This is a genomic window from Rubellimicrobium rubrum (assembly GCF_006152115.1).
In the GTDB taxonomy this organism is placed as follows: domain Bacteria; phylum Pseudomonadota; class Alphaproteobacteria; order Rhodobacterales; family Rhodobacteraceae; genus Rubellimicrobium; species Rubellimicrobium rubrum.
The window spans coordinates 1-18,074 of sequence record NZ_VDFU01000047.1; the positions used below are offsets into that span (position 1 = coordinate 1).

The 18,074-nt window shown below is 67.0% G+C and carries 19 protein-coding genes; 12 read left to right on the forward strand and 7 right to left on the reverse strand.

The features are described 5' to 3' along the window. Nucleotides 1-255: 255 nt before the first annotated feature. Complete coding sequence (gene mobQ / locus FHG66_RS22715; protein ID WP_281282977.1) at nt 256-1,686, reverse strand: MobQ family relaxase; 1,431 nt, start codon at nt 1,684-1,686, stop codon at nt 256-258. Nucleotides 1,687-2,239: 553 nt separating this feature from the next. On the opposite strand from mobQ, the gene FHG66_RS20030 reads away from it, so the two are divergent. The 4 genes from FHG66_RS20030 (at nt 2,240) to FHG66_RS20045 (ending at nt 5,337) form a co-directional block, all read left to right on the forward strand. Continuing rightward, nucleotides 2,240-2,548, forward strand: a complete 309-nt coding sequence (locus FHG66_RS20030) for a mobilization protein (RefSeq protein WP_139078912.1) — start codon at nt 2,240-2,242, stop codon at nt 2,546-2,548. Between the two features lie 2 nt (nt 2,549-2,550). Beyond that, complete coding sequence (locus FHG66_RS20035; RefSeq protein ID WP_218013925.1) at nt 2,551-4,230, forward strand: type IV secretory system conjugative DNA transfer family protein; 1,680 nt, start codon at nt 2,551-2,553, stop codon at nt 4,228-4,230. Between the two features lie 79 nt (nt 4,231-4,309). Next, the gene (locus FHG66_RS20040; RefSeq protein ID WP_139078914.1) at nt 4,310-4,777 is read left to right on the forward strand and encodes a hypothetical protein; all 468 of its coding nucleotides are present in this window, start codon (nt 4,310-4,312) and stop codon (nt 4,775-4,777) included. Nucleotides 4,778-5,115: 338 nt separating this feature from the next. Next, nucleotides 5,116-5,337 carry a hypothetical protein gene (locus FHG66_RS20045; RefSeq protein WP_139078916.1) on the forward strand — a complete coding sequence of 74 codons (222 nt, stop codon included), beginning with the start codon at nt 5,116-5,118 and terminating at the stop codon, nt 5,335-5,337. Nucleotides 5,338-5,636: 299 nt separating this feature from the next. On the opposite strand, the gene FHG66_RS20050 is transcribed toward FHG66_RS20045, so the two are convergent. Continuing rightward, nucleotides 5,637-6,392, reverse strand: coding sequence for a helix-turn-helix domain-containing protein (locus FHG66_RS20050; RefSeq protein ID WP_218013926.1), 756 nt, complete (start codon nt 6,390-6,392; stop codon nt 5,637-5,639). 575 nt (nt 6,393-6,967) lie between these two features. Between FHG66_RS20050 and FHG66_RS20055 the strand changes: the two genes are divergently transcribed. The 7 genes from FHG66_RS20055 to FHG66_RS20085 all read left to right on the forward strand — a co-directional run bounded on the left by FHG66_RS20055 (nt 6,968) and on the right by FHG66_RS20085 (nt 10,503). After that, nucleotides 6,968-7,255 (forward strand): metal-sensitive transcriptional regulator, encoded by a 288-nt coding sequence (locus FHG66_RS20055; protein ID WP_139078918.1) that lies wholly within the window; start codon nt 6,968-6,970, stop codon nt 7,253-7,255. A 21-nt stretch (nt 7,256-7,276) separates the two neighbouring features. After that, nucleotides 7,277-8,077 (forward strand): MauE/DoxX family redox-associated membrane protein, encoded by an 801-nt coding sequence (locus FHG66_RS20060; protein ID WP_139078920.1) that lies wholly within the window; start codon nt 7,277-7,279, stop codon nt 8,075-8,077. A gap of 125 nt (nt 8,078-8,202) precedes the next feature. After that, nucleotides 8,203-8,586 carry a DUF305 domain-containing protein gene (locus FHG66_RS20065; protein ID WP_139078922.1) on the forward strand — a complete coding sequence of 128 codons (384 nt, stop codon included), beginning with the start codon at nt 8,203-8,205 and terminating at the stop codon, nt 8,584-8,586. A gap of 44 nt (nt 8,587-8,630) precedes the next feature. After that, a complete protein-coding gene (locus FHG66_RS20070) occupies nt 8,631-9,185 on the forward strand; it encodes a DUF305 domain-containing protein (protein ID WP_139078924.1) in 555 nt (184 codons plus the stop codon). 248 nt (nt 9,186-9,433) lie between these two features. Then, nucleotides 9,434-10,024, forward strand: coding sequence for a HupE/UreJ family protein (locus FHG66_RS20075; protein WP_139078926.1), 591 nt, complete (start codon nt 9,434-9,436; stop codon nt 10,022-10,024). Nucleotides 10,025-10,051: 27 nt separating this feature from the next. Beyond that, nucleotides 10,052-10,294, forward strand: coding sequence for a hypothetical protein (locus FHG66_RS20080; RefSeq protein ID WP_139078928.1), 243 nt, complete (start codon nt 10,052-10,054; stop codon nt 10,292-10,294). Continuing rightward, nucleotides 10,291-10,503 (forward strand): hypothetical protein, encoded by a 213-nt coding sequence (locus FHG66_RS20085; RefSeq protein ID WP_139078930.1) that lies wholly within the window; start codon nt 10,291-10,293, stop codon nt 10,501-10,503. Before FHG66_RS20080 ends, FHG66_RS20085 begins: the two co-directional genes overlap by 4 nt. A 53-nt stretch (nt 10,504-10,556) precedes the next feature. Here FHG66_RS20085 and FHG66_RS20090 read toward each other — a convergent pair whose 3' ends face one another. Both FHG66_RS20090 and FHG66_RS20095 read right to left on the reverse strand, forming a co-directional pair. Beyond that, complete coding sequence (locus FHG66_RS20090; protein ID WP_139078932.1) at nt 10,557-10,781, reverse strand: hypothetical protein; 225 nt, start codon at nt 10,779-10,781, stop codon at nt 10,557-10,559. A gap of 78 nt (nt 10,782-10,859) precedes the next feature. After that, nucleotides 10,860-11,459 (reverse strand): recombinase family protein, encoded by a 600-nt coding sequence (locus tag FHG66_RS20095; protein WP_139078933.1) that lies wholly within the window; start codon nt 11,457-11,459, stop codon nt 10,860-10,862. Between the two features lie 186 nt (nt 11,460-11,645). Between FHG66_RS20095 and FHG66_RS20100 the strand changes: the two genes are divergently transcribed. Then, nucleotides 11,646-13,529, forward strand: a complete 1,884-nt coding sequence (locus FHG66_RS20100) for a DUF262 domain-containing protein (RefSeq protein WP_176556369.1) — start codon at nt 11,646-11,648, stop codon at nt 13,527-13,529. A 256-nt stretch (nt 13,530-13,785) separates the two neighbouring features. On the opposite strand, the gene FHG66_RS20105 is transcribed toward FHG66_RS20100, so the two are convergent. The 3 genes from FHG66_RS20105 to FHG66_RS20115 form a co-directional block, all read right to left on the reverse strand. After that, on the reverse strand, nt 13,786-14,076 hold the full coding sequence (locus FHG66_RS20105) for an antibiotic biosynthesis monooxygenase family protein (protein ID WP_139078935.1): 291 nt from the start codon (nt 14,074-14,076) through the stop codon (nt 13,786-13,788). Between the two features lie 391 nt (nt 14,077-14,467). Further along, nucleotides 14,468-16,990 (reverse strand): S8 family peptidase, encoded by a 2,523-nt coding sequence (locus tag FHG66_RS20110; protein WP_218013927.1) that lies wholly within the window; start codon nt 16,988-16,990, stop codon nt 14,468-14,470. Beyond that, nucleotides 16,896-17,903 (reverse strand): AAA family ATPase, encoded by a 1,008-nt coding sequence (locus tag FHG66_RS20115; protein ID WP_218013928.1) that lies wholly within the window; start codon nt 17,901-17,903, stop codon nt 16,896-16,898. The genes FHG66_RS20110 and FHG66_RS20115 overlap by 95 nt, the downstream gene beginning before the upstream one ends. Nucleotides 17,904-18,074 lie beyond the last annotated feature (171 nt).

The window sequence follows — 18,074 nt, forward strand, 5'->3', positions numbered from 1 at the left end:
AAAAAACTTAGCACCTGCAGGAGCGATGTCGCTACGGCTCCTTGTCGCGCTTAGCTAAAGCCGCAGCGTCAGCCAAACCAGCCGCATCTAGCCTAAGCCCAAAGGCAGCATGCAACTCACATCTTGCCTCGGCAATCTCAGAAGCATCGTATGGCTAGAAGCCTACAGACCTGAGGCTCATACGCACCTCCGAGTGCTCAGGTTCGCTCACACCATCGAACCAAGCTCGCATTAGGCACAGCGTCCTTCTCCACCCTACAGCCCATAGCTGATCCCGTGGTCCCTAGGCTTGAGGCAGTGCTCCTCCCGCTCGGCCTCGTGCTCCCGGTGCGCCTGGCGCTCTTGGGCGTGCTCCTGTCCGAGCTCCTCCCGCTCCGCCGCCACCGGCTTGGCGCGGTCCAGCACGCCCCGGAGCCGCTCGCGGATGGTCTCGTGGCTCTGGGCCGCTCGGCTGCCGTCCTGCGCCCTGAGCCGCGCCAGCTCCTCTCGCGCTTTGTCTATGCCGCGTTCCAACGCCGGCTCCCCGCGCTCCTGCTCCACGCCCGGCCGTGCCCGCTCCCGTAGGGCCTCGAGCCGCTCGTAGATGGCCTCGGCGCCGAGGCTGCGCTCCGGCCCCGGCTGCTCCCGATCATGGGCCGGCAGACCCGCCCCGAGCCCGTGCTGCGGCCCCTCTTGGGCGTAGTGGGCGGCCTCCCGGCCAGGCCCAGCATCCTGCGCAAGCCCGTGGCCTCGCCCCTGCCGCTCGGCCGCGGCCCGGAGCGCGGCGAGGCCCGCGCGCACCCGGTTGGCCCCCTCCTCGCGGACGTGCTGATAGGTCTCGCGAGCGGCCTCGGCCCTCTGGCGCACCTTCTCCCGGAGCGCGTCCCTCACCCGCGCCAGTTCCGCGAAGAGGCTCCGCGTGGCCCGCGCCTCGTGCACCTGGGCACCCCGCTCGGTGAGGGGCACGTACTCGCGCTCCTCCCGCTCGGCCGCCCTTTGCTCCCGTCGCTCGATAGCGCTCACCACAGACCCGAGCTTCACCTCGGGTGCCCGGTCCAGGTTGTCGGCCTGCGCCTCGTGCCCCAGGCTGCGCGCCTCGTCGCGCTGCACGGCGAGGCTGCGGTGATCCACCCGCTCGGCCACCCGCGCCCGCTCCAGAGCGCGGTTCTGCATCTCCGCCCACCTCTCCCGCATGTGGGCGATCTCCGCACCGCCCGTCTGCTTGGCGTCGAGCGCACGGGTCTTGTCGGCTAGGCCCTCCCGGGTGAGCGCCCGCGTGGTGGTGAGCACATGGGCGTGCCAGTTGCGCTGGTCGCCCTCTCGGTGCGGCGCGTGGATCGCCACGTCGGCCGCCACCCCGTAGCGGGAGACGAGCTCGCGGGCGAAGCTTTCCACGAGGAGGCGCCGGCCTCCTGCGTCCAGCTCGTGCGGCAGCGCCAACTCCCACTCCCGGGCGGTAACGCTATTGCTCCGCGTCTCGCGCGCCTCCGCCGCGTTCCAGAGCGCCTGGCGGTCATGGACCCAGGTGGGCGCGTCCTCCGGGGCCACGATGAAGCTCGCCTCCACCCCCTGCTTCGCCCGGTAGTCGTGCACCCTCCCCTCGCGCTCGCAGGCGATGCGCTCGGCCGCACGGTAAGCGACGGCCGCCGTGGCCGAGCGCCCGGCCGAGCGCTGCACGGTTTTGACGCTGAGGTGGTAGCTCGCCACGGCCGCTCACCTCTGCCGCCGGCCTCGGGCCCCGCCACCGAGCGGGGCCTCGCCCGCGGCCCGCGAGCGCGTCCGGCGAGGAGGCGGGGTCAAGGGGGGTGGTGCGGCCCGCAGCGACGCCCCCGGCGGCGCGAGGACCCGGCCCCCTTGAGGCCGCCGGAGCGCCTTAAGCTGGATAGGCTCCCTTTGGATGCCAAGCATCCAAAGGGACTGCCCCAGCGGCGAGCGGCTTTCTGCGAGGGCGGGGCTGAGTGCTTCGGGGGCGAGCTGGGGCGCGACCTGCCGCGATCCAACAGCGCCCGTTGGCTGGGGAGGGTGCGGGAGGGCCGGGTGGCCCTCCTGCTCCGGCGCGCAGCGGCGGACGGGGACGCCGTCGGCGGGGGCGAGCGGAGCGCCGCCCCCGGGAGACCGCACGCAAACCCGCAGGGTTTGCATAAGTGCGCCCTTCTCACTGCCGCTCGGCGGGCCCACGCTCGACCTCCACACCTTGTCTCAACCTGCAACCTAGGGGAGAGTATACCTCCAGGCTAGTGTCATCCAAGGAGAGTGCACCATGGCCGAGACCGAGCTGGAGCGCGCGGAGAAGAGATACGCCCAAGCCAAGGCCAGGCTCCAGGCGCTGAGGAACAGAGCAGCCACGCAAGCCCGCAAGCTCGACACCCGGCGCAAGGTCATCCTCGGGGGCGCCTTGGTCGATCTGGCGGCTCGGGATGCCACGGCCGCCGCCATGCTCGACCGGCTTGTGCGGAACCTGCCCCGCGAGCAGGACCGCCGCGCCTTCGAAGGGTGGTCGCCGAAGGATGCCGCAGCAACGGCTGGTGAGCCGCCGGACGCAGATCCCGGCGCCGCAGCCGAGGCCTGAGCGTGCCCAGCCTCGCCCCCGCTCTCCGCGCCCTCAGCCGTTGGGCCCTCCTCCTCGTCACCACTCCGATCCTCGCCGTCTGGCTCCTCGTCTACCTCGCTGTCGCCATCCTGGTTGGCGCCCTGCTCGGCTTTCTCCTGATCTGGCTCTTGGGTGGGGATCTCCTCCACGCGGCCTGGTGGCACGACCCGCTCATGGTCGCGCTCTGTGGATTCACCTGCCTCATCGCCGCCAACGCTTGGTCCCTGCGCACGGGCGTGCCCCTGCCCTGGGACCGCCGCCCCGACCGCGACACCCACGGCTCCGCCCGCTTCGCCAGCCGCAAGGAACGCGCGGCCCTGGTAGGCCAGCAGGACGGCGCTGCCGCCTCCGGCCTGCTGATCGGCCGTGACCCGGAGACCGGCCGCCTCCTGCGCTATGCGGGACCCGCCCACCTCCTCACTCTCGCCCCCACCCGCTCCGGCAAGGGCGTGGGCACCGTGATCCCCAACCTCCTCCTCGCGCCTCGCTCCGTCCTGGTCATCGACCCCAAGGGCGAGAACGCCCGGGTGGCCGGCGAGGCGCGCCGCCGCTTCGGCCCCGTGCACGTCCTCGACCCCTTCGGCGTCACGGGCCTGCGCTCGGCCGCCTACAACCCGCTCGACCGTCTCCATCCTGAAAGCCCCGACCTGGGCGAGGACGCGGCCTCCCTCGCGGAGGCCCTGGTCGTGGACCCGCCCGGCGAGGCGGGCGAGGCGCATTGGAACGAAGAGGCCAAGGCGCTCCTTTCGGGGCTGATCCTCTTCGTGGTCTGCCACGAGGACGAGGACCGCCGTACGCTGGCCAGCGTGCGCGAGTACCTCACCCTGCCCCCTGAGCGCTTCCGCGAGCTGCTGAGCCTCATGCAGGGAAGCGACGCGGCTGGAGGCCTAGTCGCCCGCGCCGCCAACCGCTTCCTGGGCAAGTCCGACCGGGAAGCCGCGGGCGTCCTCTCCTCGGCGCAGCGGCACACCCACTTCCTCGACAGCCCGCGCATCGTGGCTGCGACGAGCCGCTCGGACTTCGCCTTCGCCTCCCTCAGGCACGAGGTCGCCTCCGTGTTTCTGGTGCTGCCTCCCAACCGCCTCGACGCCTACAGCCGATGGCTGCGCCTCCTGGTGAGCCAAGCGCTGGCGGACATCGCGCGGGACGCGGAGATGGGTGGTGCAGGCTCCCTGCCCCGCCTCAAGGAGCCCATGCTCTTCCTCCTTGACGAGTTCGCGGCCCTGGGCCGCCTGGAAGCCGTCGAGCGCGCCATGGGGCTCATGGCCGGCTATGGCCTCCAGCTCTGGCCCATCCTCCAGGACATGAGCCAGCTCCGTGCCCTCTACGGACAGAGGGCCAACACCTTCGTGGCCAACGCCGGCGTGCTGCAAGCCTTCGGGGTGAACGACTACGAGACAGCCAAGTGGCTGAGCCAACTCATGGGCCAAGCCACCGTGGGTTACGAGACCGCGAGCCACCGGCCCGGGGACCCGCCCTCCACCACGCTTCATCTCACCGGGCGCGATCTCCTCACCCCTGACGAGGTCATGCAGCTTCCCACCCATGTCCAGCTCCTGCGCGTGCAAGGCCAGCCGGTGATCCTGGCGGGCAAGCTGCGCTACTACGAGGACCGGGAGTTCTACGGCCTCACCGCTCCACAACGAGAGTTCGTGCCATGACAGGCCCGACCTCGGGGCCAGCCCCTCTCCCCTGAACCATACCCCATCACCCTTCCACCCTCACCTGCGCGAGGTGGCCATGGCCGACGACGACAAGGCGCTGCACGAGACCCTCGACCTCATGAGCCAGGTGGTAGCCAGCATCTCCGACCGCCTCGACACGCAGTCCGAAACCCTCGACCGGCTGGCAGCGGCGCAAGTCGCAGCCTCCCCCGACCGCGTGGCCGGCGCCACCGCCCAAGCCGTGCGCGAGGCCCTCGGGCCTGACCTCCTGAAGATCGTGAGCGTCCTGGAGGAGCTGGGCGGCGGCAAGGCGCTCCTGCGCGAGCGCCTCCGTGCCATGGATCGCGAGGAGGCCCGCCAAGGGCGCTGGCGCACTCACCCCGCAGCCGTGGTGGTCGGCATCCCCCTCGCACTTGTCCTGCTCCTCGCCCTCGCTGTCCCCCGCGCCGTGGCTCAGACCGCGCTAACCTGCCGCGCCACTGGAGGGGCCTGGTACGAGGCCAGCGAACGCTACCCTGCTGCCTGCATGTTTCAGAGGCCGTGACAGCTCAGCCTCCCTCTCTTTGTGAGAAGGAACTTCCATGTTACCCTGCCTGAAAGTCCTCAAGTTAGGACATGAAAGGGGCAGTTACAGGGATGAAGTACACTGCGGGTAACGCGGCCAAAGCTACCGGTAAGAGTATCCCAACTATCACGCGGGCGATAAAGAAGGGCCTAATATCAGCCGAGAAGACGCCAGCTGGCGGCTACCTTATCGACCCTTCTGAGCTGCACCGCGTGTTTCCCGCTGTAACTCCCGTCCGTGACGTTACCCCTGACAGGTTAGACCATGAAACCCCAGAGAAGTCTAACGTTACGGGAGAGTTAGAGCTAGAAGTTAGGATGCTACGTGAGATGCTGGCACGAGAGCAGGACACTGTGAGCGACCTTCGCGCTCGTCTCGACGCCGAGGCGGAGGAGCGCCGCCGTCTCACGGCTCTGCTGACCTACCAGCCTGAGAAACCCTCGCCGGCACCGGTCCCTGAACCTGCTTCGGTGCCCCAGCCCCAAGCTCAGCCGCGCCAGCGTACCTGGTGGCAGCGCCTGAGGGGCGTCGAAGCCTAAGAGGCTCGGGCTCACCTGGAACAGGGGCTGTGATCCCTGCTCTCGAATCCACCGTCTTGGCTGCGGGGATAGCCTCCGCCCTTGCCCCCGCAAGGGGTGGGTCCTCGCCATGCTCGCCTCGTCGCTGCCGCTCCTGCGGCTGCGCGTGGCTCTGGTCCCGGCGCATGGCGCCGCCCGTGCGGAGCCAAGGGCTCCGGCTCTCTTGTCCCGCGCGACGGCGGCTCCGGGAACAGGGATCGGGCTCTGGCGCCTGCCAGGGAGTGCGCTCACCCGCTTCTCTGCATCGGTCTGGCTCTGTCTTAGCGTCTAGCTGGGGTTTCTCCCTGCCGGGCGGACTCGCGCTCCTTCCCAAGGAAAGCCTGCTGGCGCGCCCTCGCCTCGACGGCGCGGCCAAGCTCGCCCAGAAGCCGCGCCAGCCGGTCGTCCTCGACCTCCACCAGCGGCAGCTCGGAGAGGGGCAGGGCGGCCTTATGCTCCCGCAGCCACGTGGCGCGGTCCTCCTGCTCCTGCACCATGTCCTCGGGCAGCGGCGGCGCGGACAGCAGGTGCCCCAGCAGCCGCGCGGCTCGGGGCGGCAGGGAGAGACGGTAGGCGTTGCTGACCTGGCGCACGCGCGGCCCCGGTCCCTCCACCAACTCCACGCGCTCGTGTCGGCGCAGCCAGTCGAGGAAGCCGTGCTGCCGGAGCGCCTCCAGCGCTCGGTGCACCGCATCCTTGGACCGCCTGAGCCGCTGCATGAGGTAGGCGTACGAAGGCTCCAGCCGCCCCGAGCGGTAGCTCACCAGGTTGGCGAGCAGCTCCAGCACCTCCAGCGCCACATGCCCGAGTGGGCCGTTGCGCCGGCCCCGCTCGCGGCCGGCTAGCTCGTACCGGCGCGCGGCCAGGAGCACGCGCCGCACCTCCTGGCGGTCCGTGCGTCGCCACCACGCGCCCTCGCAGGTGCCTACCAGGCGCGAGCCGCGCCGCACGGGATCGCGCGCGCGTCGGCCGTGGCCGACGCCTCCGGCGCAGCCTCCTGGCCCTGCTGCCAGGACGGCCCCGATCGTCTTCATCATTCTGTCTATCCCTCTCCGGCTGCGGGGAGCCGACAGAGGCGGGGCCACGCACGGGGGAGCCGTGGCCCTAGCACCAACTTGTGCGCGGGCAAGGCTCCGCCATGGCAAGAAACCTCTTGCGAAAGCCGGGGAGGACATGGGAAGCTTGTCTTGTCACAGATGAGCTTTCCGAGCGTCTCCGCCGGATATGAGGCCCGCCCCTGGCGGGTCTTCGTATTTTCTGGGCTTGCGCTCCCCTGGGTTGCTCGATCGCGCCGCTCCGTGAGTCCAGGCGGCCTTCCGGCCACAGTGCCGGAGGGAGAACGGGCAGGCAACGCCTTTCAGGTTGTGAGGAGCGGGGCAGGGGCCTCGGCCGCCGACACGGAGAGCCGGTCAAAGGCATCTCGCAAGTCCGGCACGCCCTGTTGGGGCCACAGCAGCCCACGGCCCCCACGTAGCACTGGCATCGGAAGGGGCAGCCCAGCGGCCAGCATCCCACCTTGGCACCCTCAGCCACGCCCTTGACAACTCACCATCGCAGACCATATACCCCCCACAGGTATATATACCCCTGTTAGGTATATGAGGTGGCCTTCATGAACCACGACCACGATCCAGCCCGCCGCGAGGCCAAGGTGAAGCGCCTGAACCGCATCGCCGGTCAGGTGCAGGGCGTGGCCCGCATGGTCGCCGAGGATCGGTACTGCATGGACGTGCTGACCCAGGTGCAGGCGATCAAGGCTGCGCTCGCCCGCGCCGAGGCCGAGATCCTGCGCGACCACGCCGCCCATTGCGTCCGCGAGGCCATCAAGGCCGGCAATGCCGCCGCCACCCAGGAGAAGCTCGACGAGCTGGTCGACCTGTTCGACCGCGCCCGCCGTTAAGGACACGAGAGGAGCCGCATCATGGCAACCATCGCCACTGACCTCCCCGGCGCCGGCAACGGCGCCGTCGCGGGCCAGGCCCGCAAGGCCGTGCTCTACCGCATGGTGACGCCCGAGCACATCTGCCCCTTCGGCCTGAAGGCCTTGGGCCTGCTGAAGCGCTATGGCTATGAGGTGGAGGACCACCCGCTTCGCTCGCGCGAGGAGCAGGACGCCTTCAAGGCCGAGCACGGGGTCAAGACCACGCCGCAGGTCTGGATCGACGGCGAGCGGATCGGCGGGCACGACGACCTGCGCCGGCACCTCGGGCTTGCGGTCGCCGACCCCAAGGCCCTGACCTACACGCCGGTTCTCGCCATCTTCGGGATGGCGGCCGCCCTGGCCCTGGCGGTCGCCTGGGGCACAATGGGTGGTGCGGAGGCGCTCCTCACGACGCACACGCTTCAGCTCTTCCTGGGCTTCGCCACGGCGCTTCTGGCTCTTCAGAAGCTTCGGGACGTGGAGGCCTTCAGCAACGGCTTCCTAGGCTACGACCTCCTTGCCCAGAGATACCCCCGCTACGCCTATGTGTACCCCTGGGCCGAGGCGCTGGTGGGCCTCCTGATGGTCGCCGGGACGCTGCTCTGGCTCTGGGCACCCGTGGCCCTGGTGATCGGTGGCATCGGCGCCGTGTCCGTCTTCAAGGCCGTCTACCTCGACCGCCGCGAGCTCAAGTGCGCCTGCGTGGGCGGCAACTCGAACGTGCCGCTGGGCTTCGTGTCGCTGACCGAGAACCTGGTCATGATCGGCATGGCAATCTGGATGGTCCTCTGGGCCATGTGACTGCAGGGACCACATCTAGGCCCTTTTCCTGACCCGGCCCGGAGCGTGCAGATGCGACCTCCGGAGCCGAACCCCCCGGCCGCGACGGCCGCCCCTTTCAACCGCAATCCCACAGGAGATGACCCATGAAGACCATTGCCCCCCTGCTTGCGGCCACCGTGCTCGCCGCCAGCGCTGGCATCGCCTTGGCCCAGGAGGCCGAGAGCGACCCCATGGCCGGCATGGACCACGGCGGAATGGCCATGGGCCAGATGATGGACGCCATGGACGCGATGATGGCCGCCATGCCGGCCGAGAGCACCGGCATGGCCGACGCCGACTTCCTCCTGATGATGATCCCGCACCACCAGTCGGCGATCGACATGGCCCGCGTGGAGCTGGAGCACGGCACCGACGAGGAGACCCGCGCCATGGCTCAGGCGATCATCGACACTCAGGAGAAGGAGATCGCCGCCATGCACGCCATGCTGGAGCGCATGGGCGTCGAGCCCCCGGCCGCGACCGAATGACGTGACCTGCCCTTACTGCTCCTAAAACAACGGAAGAGCCCGCCATGTCCTATGCTCGCTTCGGCCTGATGATCGTCGTGTCCACCCTCGTCATGTACGTGCTGATGTACCTCAACACCTACGAGTGGGACCACATCGCCTGGAGCCAGACCCGGGGCTGGATGGCGCTCCTGATGGGTGGCGTGATGGCCCTCATCATGCTCGGCTTCATGTGGGGGATGTACAAGAACAAGGCCGCGAACATCGCGATCCTGGCAGCGGCGGCCCTGGTCGCCGTGGCCTCGCTCTGGTTCGTCCGCAGCCAGGCCACGGTCGACGATGTGGCCTACATGGAGGCCATGATCCCGCACCACTCGATCGCCATCCTGACGAGCAGCGAGGCCAACATCCGTGACCCGCGCGTGCGCCGCCTCGCCGATCAGATCATCGAAGCGCAGGTGCAGGAGATCGCCGAGATGCGGGCCCTGATCGCCGACCTTCAGGCTGACCCCACCCCCGAAGGAGCGCCGGACCTGACGCCCCTGGACGCGGACAGCGTCCCCGTGGACGAGGCCGTGGCGGAGGCCCTGGCGCCTACCAGCGGGACCAGCAGCAACTGAGCCAAGGAGCAGAGGGGCCTAGGCTTTCGACTGCCGCTTGGCGGGGCCGGAGCGGTTCACGCTCTCCAGTTTGACCTGCCCCCAACGGGCGCCTAGGGTCGCGCCACGCTCGCGGTCTGGAAGCCAGTGCAAGCCTGGCGCGGTCGCGCCACCGTGACCCGGCTAGTCCCCTCGGGGCTGGGCGGGAAGTCGGACCCGGCCGCGAGCGCCACCCCAGCCCGGGACGCGTGATCCCGAAAGGACCCCCGATGCGCAAGCTCCTCCCCCTCTCCGCCACCGCTTTCCTTCTACCCTCGGCCGCCCTCGCCCATACCGGCGTGGGCTCCACGGCCGGACTCCTGCACGGCTTCGCTCACCCCCTGGGCGGGCTCGACCACGTGCTGGCCATGGTGGCCGTGGGGGTGCTCGCCTTCGTGCTGGGCGGGCGTGCCCTGTGGCTCGTCCCGGCAGCCTTCGTGGCCATGATGGTGGTGGGCTTCGGCCTGGGCGTGGCGCAGGTGGACGTGCCGGCCGTCGAGCTGGGGATCGCACTCTCCTCCGTCGTCATCGGCGGGGTGGCGGCCCTGGGGCTCTCCATGCCGCTGAGCGCTGCCATGGCGCTCGTGGGCGTGTTCGCCATCTTCCACGGTCACGCCCACGGGGCGGAGATGCCCGAGACGGCAGCCGGTCTCGCCTATGCGGGTGGCTTCGTCGCCGCGACCGCGCTCCTGCACGCCGCCGGACTCGCGCTGGCCTACGCGGCGGCCACCGTCGTGGGCCGGCACGGCCGCGCCACCGCGCGCATGGCCGGCGGCGCCTTTGCCCTGGGTGGCGTAGGTGTGCTCCTGGGTTGGATCTGAGGACAGGCCAGCGGGCCTGCGGCAGCGATGAGGCACGGCGACTTCGCCATCGGCCGGGAGTTCCAGACCGAGACGGGCACGTGGCGCTGCACCGACGTGGGCACCCGGACCATCGTCGCGATCAAGGTTTCGGATCACCAGGATGACCCGTCCTGGTTCAACGGCCCGCCTTACGCCGTGGCGGAGATGGTCTTCGACGAGGACGACATGGAGGGGTGCTGGCCCATCGGGTCGGAGGACCGAGACGCGGAGGGAGGCAGGACGGCATGACGACGCGGCCCAAGGCCCCCCAAGGCGATCCCTCGGACGCGACCCCCGGCGACGCCCCCGACCGGCTCGGCGCAGGTCAGCTCGACGGGCCCGCTCGGCGGCTGGACCTCTCGGGGCTGAGCCCCGCAGAGGTCCTCGACCGCCTGAGCCGTGGCGTGACGCTGGGGGGCTTGTCGCTCCGGGAGCTGATCGGCCGGGACCGCGACTAGGGTGGACGGCGGGTCGCCGGTCGGCCTTGCTAGGCGCTCCCCGACGCGGCCCGCTACTTCCGCATGAGCTTGGGGAAGGCGCCCGGGTCGAAGCGCGACTTGCCGTCCTTCTGCGAGGCCCAGGGATTGCCGAAGGCGAAGCGATGTGGAGGCTCGGCCTCGGTCAGGTCGAGGGCGTGCGCCGCGCGCCGCGCGCGGCGGTGCTCGGCCACCTTGAAGGCCTTGTCGCTGTCGGCGCAGAAGCCCGTCACGGGCGTGTGGCGATGGGACCGGGACATGGCTCTCCCTCCTTGTCCCTCTCCTAGCAGGATGAGCCTCGGCGCGTCATCCCCGAGGCCGGCCGAGATAGCCGGTCCTCACGAGCAGAGCCGCCCGATCGTCGCGTGGTGGACGTTGTAGCTCCGCGCGATGCTCGAAAGGCTCTCGCCCGCGTCCCGCCGCTCCCGAGCCTCGCGCTGCTGGTGCGGGGTAAGCTTGCAGGGCCGGCCCATCTTGCGGCCCTCCTTCTTGGCCCGGGCTCGTCCCTCTCCCGTCCTAGACCGGATCAGCTCCCGCTCGAACTCGGCGAGGCCCGCCAGCACCGTCAACATGAGCCGGCCATGCGGCGTCGTGGTGTCGGCCCAAGGGTCGGCAAGGGAGCGGAACATGGCGCCCTTCTCAGCCAACGCGCCCAACACGTTCAGGAGATCCCGCGTGCTCCGCGCCAGCCGGTCCAGGCGCGTCACCAGCACCACGTCGCCGGGCTGCACCTCCCGCAAGAGCCTGGCGAGTTGCGCTCGGTCGCGCTTCGCGCCGGAGGCGGTCTCACGGTAGACCCTCGCCGCTCCGGCCGCCCGGAGCCGCTCCACCTGCGGCCCGAGCGCCTGGCCGTCCGTGCTCACCCTCGCATAGCCCCGGAGGACAGGCGCAGGGTCGTCAGAGGCGCCCTCGTCGGGCTCGGGTTTCGCACGTGACATACGCACAGCCTAAGCCCCTGATCCACCTACGTCGAGCGGGCGGATAACAAGTCACAATTTGTGCAAACCAGAGCCCACATGCGTGGGCCATAGCTTTCCTCGCGTTCTGCTCTCTACAGTGACGGCCGTAGATATGCTCAGTAACGAGGCCAAACGATGGACGCGAAGGACCACCCCGTTATCTCGGTGCTGGGCGACCAGCGGCGGTTCGTGGTCCCGATCTACCAGCGTCAGTACAGCTGGCGCGAGAAGAGGCTTGAACCCTTCTGGGAGGACGTGGTTGCTAAGGCCGACGAGGCACTCGACGGAAAGCCGAAGTTTAGCCACTACATGGGCGCGCTGATCCTCGCACCCGGTGGGGACGGCTTCACCATCGGCGCGACTCCCCGCGTGCAAGTGGTCGATGGCCAGCAGCGCCTAACCACGTTCCAACTCTTCTTGGCGGCCCTGCGGGAGGTTGGGGAGGAGCTAGGCGTACCAGGCTTGCGGGATGCCATCGCCAACTACTTGTTCGTCCGCCCCATGAGCGGCGACACCGATCCCGACGCGCGCTTCAAGCTCGTACCCACGCCGGAAGACCGGGCGGTCTTCCACCTCATCATCGAGGGTGGGCTCGCGGCGGTACGCGCGAAGCATCCGCATATGTTCTTCCAGAACGGCAAGGTGATTCAGAGATGGGCACCTCTTTCAGTCATCGCGCTCGCCTTCTTTGCGGAGCGCATCCGCACCTACGTTCGATCCGGCTTGCAGGATGTTGACGAGGACGCCAGCGCACCGACTGACGAGGGTGCGAATGCGCCTTTGAGACGGCTCAACGCGCTTCTCGAAGCATTGCTCAACCACCTCAAGCTTGTCGTCATCACCCTGGCAGAGAACGACGATGCGCAAGTCATCTTCGAAACGCTCAACAGCCAAGCCGAGCCGCTACTCGCGATGGACCTTGTGCGTAACAACATCTTCCATCGTGCCTCCGGGCAGGGGGAGTCGGCCGAGGCGTTGTTCGAAACCAAATGGCGGCCGTTTGACGCGCCATTCTGGAAAGCCGATGCGCCCCGTGCCAAGCCCAGACGGCCTCGGATCGACCACTTTCTCAGCCATGCCTTAACCGCGCAGACCGGCGAGGAGACGTCGCTGCGGGAACTCTACGCTGAGTACCGAGCCTTCGCCCGCCCGAAAGGCAAGCCGAGGTTTGCCACAGTGGAGGCCGAACTGGAGGCGCTGACCACATTCGCACCCATCTACCAGACCCTTGAGGAGGAGAAGGGCAACGATGAGGCCCTGGCCCGCCTGGGTGTGAAGCTGAACGTCTGGGAGGTGTCCACCGCCTATCCGCTCGTGTTCAAGATCGCCACTTCCGCGGCCTCCCCAACTATCAAGGCCGAACTCTATGGGCTGATCTACAGCTACCTTGTACGACGCGCGATCTGCGGCCTGACGCCCAAGAACCTCAACAAGACCTTCGCGCGGCTGGTGTCGGTTATGCTGGCTGACGGCGTGTCGGTAGAGACCTTCGCACGGGCCTTCGCCAGCCAGAGCGGCGATGCAGTGCGCTTTCCCAACGACGTTGAGTTGCGCGCGGCAGTGCAGCGCAAGCCGGTTTACCTATTATTTCCACGCAAGGACCGCCTAGCCGACATCCTCTGGGAACTGGAATGCGCCTCCCGCACGAAATACTCCGTTTCGACCCCTCGCCCACTATACATGTCAATCGAGCATATCATGCCACGCTCGTGGACGGCACACTGGCCGCTGCCCGATGGACGACTGGCGCCGCCCGATAAGCTGACAGGGGTAGATGAGGCTATGGCAGGTGCGATCGCCGCTCGGGATGCTCTCATCCACACCCTTGGCAACTTGACCTTGGTCACGATGCCAGCCAACGCCGCTGCCTCGAATTCAGCCGTCGAAGCGAAGAAGCAGTGGCTGGCCCAGAGCCTCCTTGCGCTCAACCTGGCCATCGTCGGGCAGCCGAACTGGGATGAGATCGCGATACAAGCCCGTGGAGCGGCCCTCGCCGACCTCGCCGTTGGCGTCTGGCCAGCGCCACCAGCCGTGCAACCAATCAGCTAGAGAACTGCGCTGAAGTCAAAAAGATATACGCACATTAAACCACGGAGGTTAGTGGGTCTGGGTTGGAGCGGAACATTAAAAGCGGGCAACAACGCCCGGCATCGGCTCGAACGAAAGAACATGCCCCTCCTCTGAGATCCAAGCTTTACGGCCTGCGATGTAGCGGAAGATCGTCATCTTAGGAGAAGCACAGGCATTGAACACGATGGCTAGGGTCAGGACCTATAAACCCGGTCGGTGACAGCCCTGCCGGTCATCAGTCGGGCAGCACCTTCACCACTTCAGTTTCGACTGTGGTGCCCCAGTCCTTCACGAGCGGAATAGCTACGTCGATGGACTCCTTGAAGCCGGGACGGTTCACCGACGCCTGCCAGAAGTCTTTGTTTTCCCAAACCTTGGTCAGCCACATCACGCCTGGATCGGTTGCGTCATGGGCAACCACGAAGCTGTGGTACCCCTCCATGCTGCCCGCATCGGAGGTCATCGCGGCGATCAACTCGTCGCGCTTGCCCGGATGGGAGGTGAAGCGATTGATGATCCTGTATATGCGGCCCTCGGATTTGCTGTTCGCTCTTGGAAGCCAAGCCTAGCACGGGACGGGGGGTCTCCGCATCGATGCGCTCCAAGCTGTTTACAGGTCCTGACCCTAGTCCCGAGCCCATCCGATGTGAAGGAACAGGACGGGCGGCGCACTCTGAACCACGTGAGTAACTCCTTCTCTAGTTACCAAATCGCACCATTGGAAGAACAGGTTCTAACTATACGCAGGTGCGTGACGGTAGGATCCGGTGGACGGGCGTGAATTGGCTCGTTGTTTGATCGGGCATTCAGACGATTGCGGTTCGAACGGCAATGAACTCACGAGTTGAGCGAAGTCAGAAGAGCGAGTTAGCTTGGTGCCGCCATTGGATGCGGGCATCTCACTGAGCGGCACCTTCTCACGCTGGCGCGCGCAGGCCCAGCCCAAGACGCTGTCGCACCTGCTCGTAAATCTCAGCGATCCCAGGCATAGTCAGAGTAACAGCTAGTCCGAAGGGAATGGGGTCGTCGATAGAGACGCCCTGATTTGGATCGCGTTGGATAGTCAGCGGTATAGTCGTGGCTGCCCCGACAACAGGCGCTCGGCTCCCTGTCCAGCTCCGCATAAAGAGCGTGCCGCGGTTCGTCTGGTTGACGTCGGGTTGGTCGCGGTGGGACTTAAGACCGAGCGTGCCGAGGCTATTAGGCTCGATAATTTTGAGGCGAACCGACCTATAGCTCTTTCGGCCCGGTGCTGTGGGCGTGAACCACGCCAGCGTGGCCGTCAACGCGTGCGGTACTGCCTGTCCCCCCATCGCGATTGGCACCGGGACATTCACGACACAGACCTTATCAGGTGCGAGTTCTCCGCTAGCCCAAAACGTTGCGCGGTCGTCCGCACACGCCACTGCATCGTCGGGATCAACGATGCCGAAGCCTAGAAAACGGCGAATGTTGTCTTTCTGCCGGACATGCTGCCGACCATCCGGCGGACCGATAACATCCCGGATGAGGTTGGCAGTGGTGTCAGGCCACCTTGCGGTGTGAGCGAGCAGCGCCTTCAGGAGGACGGCTCGCTGACGCGGTGCCATCCCTGAGAAGGTTGCACCATAGGTCGCTTCAAGTGCGTCGTGGATGCGGTGCGCAGTTCGCGAGCCAAGCGCAGTTGCCGCGCTCGTGCCGTTCGTGAACCCGTCTGCGTTCTCGACTCCGCCTCGGGGCGGAGCCGCCACACGTAAGCCAGCCGACCGAGTCGGAGGGGCAGGAGCGACTTCGATGTGGGCATGGCGTGCAACGAGGCGAAGGTGCTCGCGCGCGCCGGGTAGTAGGACGTCTGGCTTCACCGCGGCCGCAAAGCCCGGACCCAGGCTGCTCGATGGATTGGCCATGCGATGCTCACCGAAGGGATCCACGATGCTTCGAGCGATCCTACGGTCTGCGGCCACCACCGCATCCTCATTGCATGCCCCAACAGTAAGTCCATTAACCGTCTCGGCTGGCGAGAGCAGGCGGCGATCAGCGACGATGTTGCCGAGGGATCGCAGAGTTTCCTGCGCTCGGTGGGCTGGGTCGGCATCCTCGAACAGGGTATGTGTTGCGAACGCCTCGATGGGAAAGGCGTCCGTGCAGTTGCCAGCGCTGACAACGAACAGAAGGCCGTAGTGGTAAGCCAGTCGGTCGAGCAGGCGGGCCCAAGCCGATAGTTGGCCGGAGAACGGACGTCGGGCGTTGCCGAGGGATACGTTGACGATGACGACGCCTGGCGCCGTCGCCTCAGCGCCATCGCGCATTCGGAGCACGGCGTTGTAGATTACATCAATGATGAGCCGGTCCGAAGGGAAGGCGTCCCGAGGGCCGAGCACAGGCACGACGTGAATGCGTCGAGGCAGAGGCGACTCCGGCCGGTTCCGGTCGCCATGCACGATGAGGGAGGCCATGGCGGTGCCGTGGACCCGTTCTGTCACCAGCGTTGCGGGTTCAAGGTTCAAGGGATCGTCGACGACGAGGTGGTCAGCTAGGAGGCGGTGACGAGCCACAGGTACCCCATCCAAAAGGGCGAGGATGGGCTCTCCCAAAACCTGAGTGGCTAAGCCGTCAGGGCCGTCTTCCGCCTCCTCGACCTCGATGGAGCTAGCAACGCTCTGAGGACGGATATGCATCACGGGCTCTAGCCCGGCGATGCCATCCGCAGACCGTTCAATAACGGCACGCAGTGCTCGAACAGGAAGATCAACCAGAAGGGCATGGTACGCGATGTCCTCGATGCGGGAGGACGAGACTACCTGTCCCGTTTGAGCTGTTACGCCTTGCCTAACTGCCTCCTCTTGCGCTTGGCCGGCGCGTTTCGAAGCGCGAAAAACGAGTTCGACCTCCAGCCGAACCAAGTCATCATCCAGCCGCCCGGTGACCTCCTGGGCCAGAACACTAGCATCATACGGCTGCACCCGATCCTGCGGCCCCCAAGGTCGCAAGTCGCGCAGCAGGCTGAAGACAGTGCCCCAAGGTGTTTCGCCCCATTGTAGCTCACCTCGAAGCCAGCGCTGCCAGAGGCTCAGCAACTGCTGAAGCGCCCGTGCATCTGGGACCATGAGGTAGGCTGCAGGCGTTTTGTCCGTCTCATCGGCTTCCAACTCTTCTTCGTCGATGAGTTCTAGGCCGGGGACGCGGCGGATGGCATCTGCGAAGGTGCCAACAGAGCCGCGCACCTCAAAGACTAAGAGGCGCTCCGGTGCCAAGGCAGTTGGATCGGCCCGCAGCTCTAGCCCGGCTGGGTCACGAGCCATAACTTGGGCCAAACGATCGAACTTAGGCGAGAAAGAGGCAGTCTGCCGGGCTTGCGAAAAGGCCTCAGGAGGACGCGGAAAGCGTGCTACCCCGGCGGGACGATCGCTTGGGCGGCTTGGGATCAGCCGTAGCAGCGGCTTCGTCGGATCGCTCGCCATCTAGAGCCTCCGGCCGTACCCGGGCCGCCCATAGCGCCAACTCCGCCTCAACCGACTCGTCAACATCAATCTCCCCAAGCCCCAGGATGTGCCGCCGACGCACGTTCTGGCAGAAGTCGAGCACCTCGGCGTAGCTGACAGCCCCGAGACGCGCAGCCACCTTCTCAACCGACATCCTCGGTACCTGTGGCCAAGTCGAGACCACACGGTCAAGGAACACCTCAACATGTTTCCGATCCGGCGCTGGAAAGGCCAAACGGATCTGAAAGCGCCGCCAGACGGCCCGGTCCAGGAGTTCAGCATGATTACTAGCGGTAATCACGATCACATAGCTCGGGAGCTGATCGAGTTGCATCAAGAGGAATGACACTACTCGCTTGATCTCGCCGGTCTCGTGCGTGTCGCCTCGTTCCTTGCCAATCGCGTCGAACTCGTCGAAAAACAGCACGCTCGGCTGCGTGCGGACATAGTCGAAGAGCTTGCGCAAGCGCGTGTTCGTTTCACCCAAGTAACTGCCGATCAGGGCATCGTATCGGACCACAAAGAAAGGCAGGCCAAGCGCCTCGGCTATTCCTTCGGCATACGATGTTTTGCCATTGCCTGGTGGCCCGGACAGGAGCACGCGGTGGCGCGGCTCATAGCCGTGAGCTCGCAGCACATCGCTGCGGACGTGCTCCTCAACGAGTTGCCGTCCGACCTCCTGGGCAGGCAGAGGTAAGAGCAAGTCCTCCAGTCGAACACGCGCCTGAACTTCGAGGATCGTTTCGCGACCAGAGCCTGCGCCGGACGACGATACGATGGGGGGCGATGGCGAAACCGGCACCGTCGACAGCGCTCGCTGAAGGCGGTCGGCTAGGATGTGATGGTTCTTGGCGCGCTCGTCAGCCGCGATGGCCTCGGTCGTGGATCTCAAGACATCCCGATCGCCGGCCGCAGCCGCACGCACCAAGGACACCAAGAGGTCGCTTCTCGCCATTGTAATCCGTGACCGTGTCAGCCGCTTGCTAGCAGCACAAAAAACTTAGCACCTGCAGGAGCGATGTCGCTACGGCTCCTTGTCGCGCTTAGCTAAAGCCGCAGCGTC

Bases quoted from the DNA above. Each gene is read 5' to 3' on its own strand.
- FHG66_RS20030 (WP_139078912.1), top strand. From the start codon at position 2,240: ATGGCCGAGACCGAGCTGGAGCGCGCGGAGAAGAGATACGCCCAAGCC.
- FHG66_RS20040 (WP_139078914.1), top strand. From the start codon at position 4,310: ATGGCCGACGACGACAAGGCGCTGCACGAGACCCTCGACCTCATGAGC.
- FHG66_RS20045 (WP_139078916.1), top strand. From the start codon at position 5,116: ATGCTACGTGAGATGCTGGCACGAGAGCAGGACACTGTGAGCGACCTT.
- FHG66_RS20050 (WP_218013926.1), bottom strand. From the start codon at position 6,392: ATGATGAAGACGATCGGGGCCGTCCTGGCAGCAGGGCCAGGAGGCTGC.
- FHG66_RS20055 (WP_139078918.1), top strand. From the start codon at position 6,968: ATGAACCACGACCACGATCCAGCCCGCCGCGAGGCCAAGGTGAAGCGC.
- FHG66_RS20060 (WP_139078920.1), top strand. From the start codon at position 7,277: ATGGCAACCATCGCCACTGACCTCCCCGGCGCCGGCAACGGCGCCGTC.
- FHG66_RS20065 (WP_139078922.1), top strand. From the start codon at position 8,203: ATGAAGACCATTGCCCCCCTGCTTGCGGCCACCGTGCTCGCCGCCAGC.
- FHG66_RS20070 (WP_139078924.1), top strand. From the start codon at position 8,631: ATGTCCTATGCTCGCTTCGGCCTGATGATCGTCGTGTCCACCCTCGTC.
- FHG66_RS20075 (WP_139078926.1), top strand. From the start codon at position 9,434: ATGCGCAAGCTCCTCCCCCTCTCCGCCACCGCTTTCCTTCTACCCTCG.
- FHG66_RS20080 (WP_139078928.1), top strand. From the start codon at position 10,052: ATGAGGCACGGCGACTTCGCCATCGGCCGGGAGTTCCAGACCGAGACG.
- FHG66_RS20085 (WP_139078930.1), top strand. From the start codon at position 10,291: ATGACGACGCGGCCCAAGGCCCCCCAAGGCGATCCCTCGGACGCGACC.
- FHG66_RS20090 (WP_139078932.1), bottom strand. From the start codon at position 10,781: ATGTCCCGGTCCCATCGCCACACGCCCGTGACGGGCTTCTGCGCCGAC.
- FHG66_RS20095 (WP_139078933.1), bottom strand. From the start codon at position 11,459: ATGTCACGTGCGAAACCCGAGCCCGACGAGGGCGCCTCTGACGACCCT.
- FHG66_RS20110 (WP_218013927.1), bottom strand. From the start codon at position 16,990: ATGGCGAGCGATCCGACGAAGCCGCTGCTACGGCTGATCCCAAGCCGC.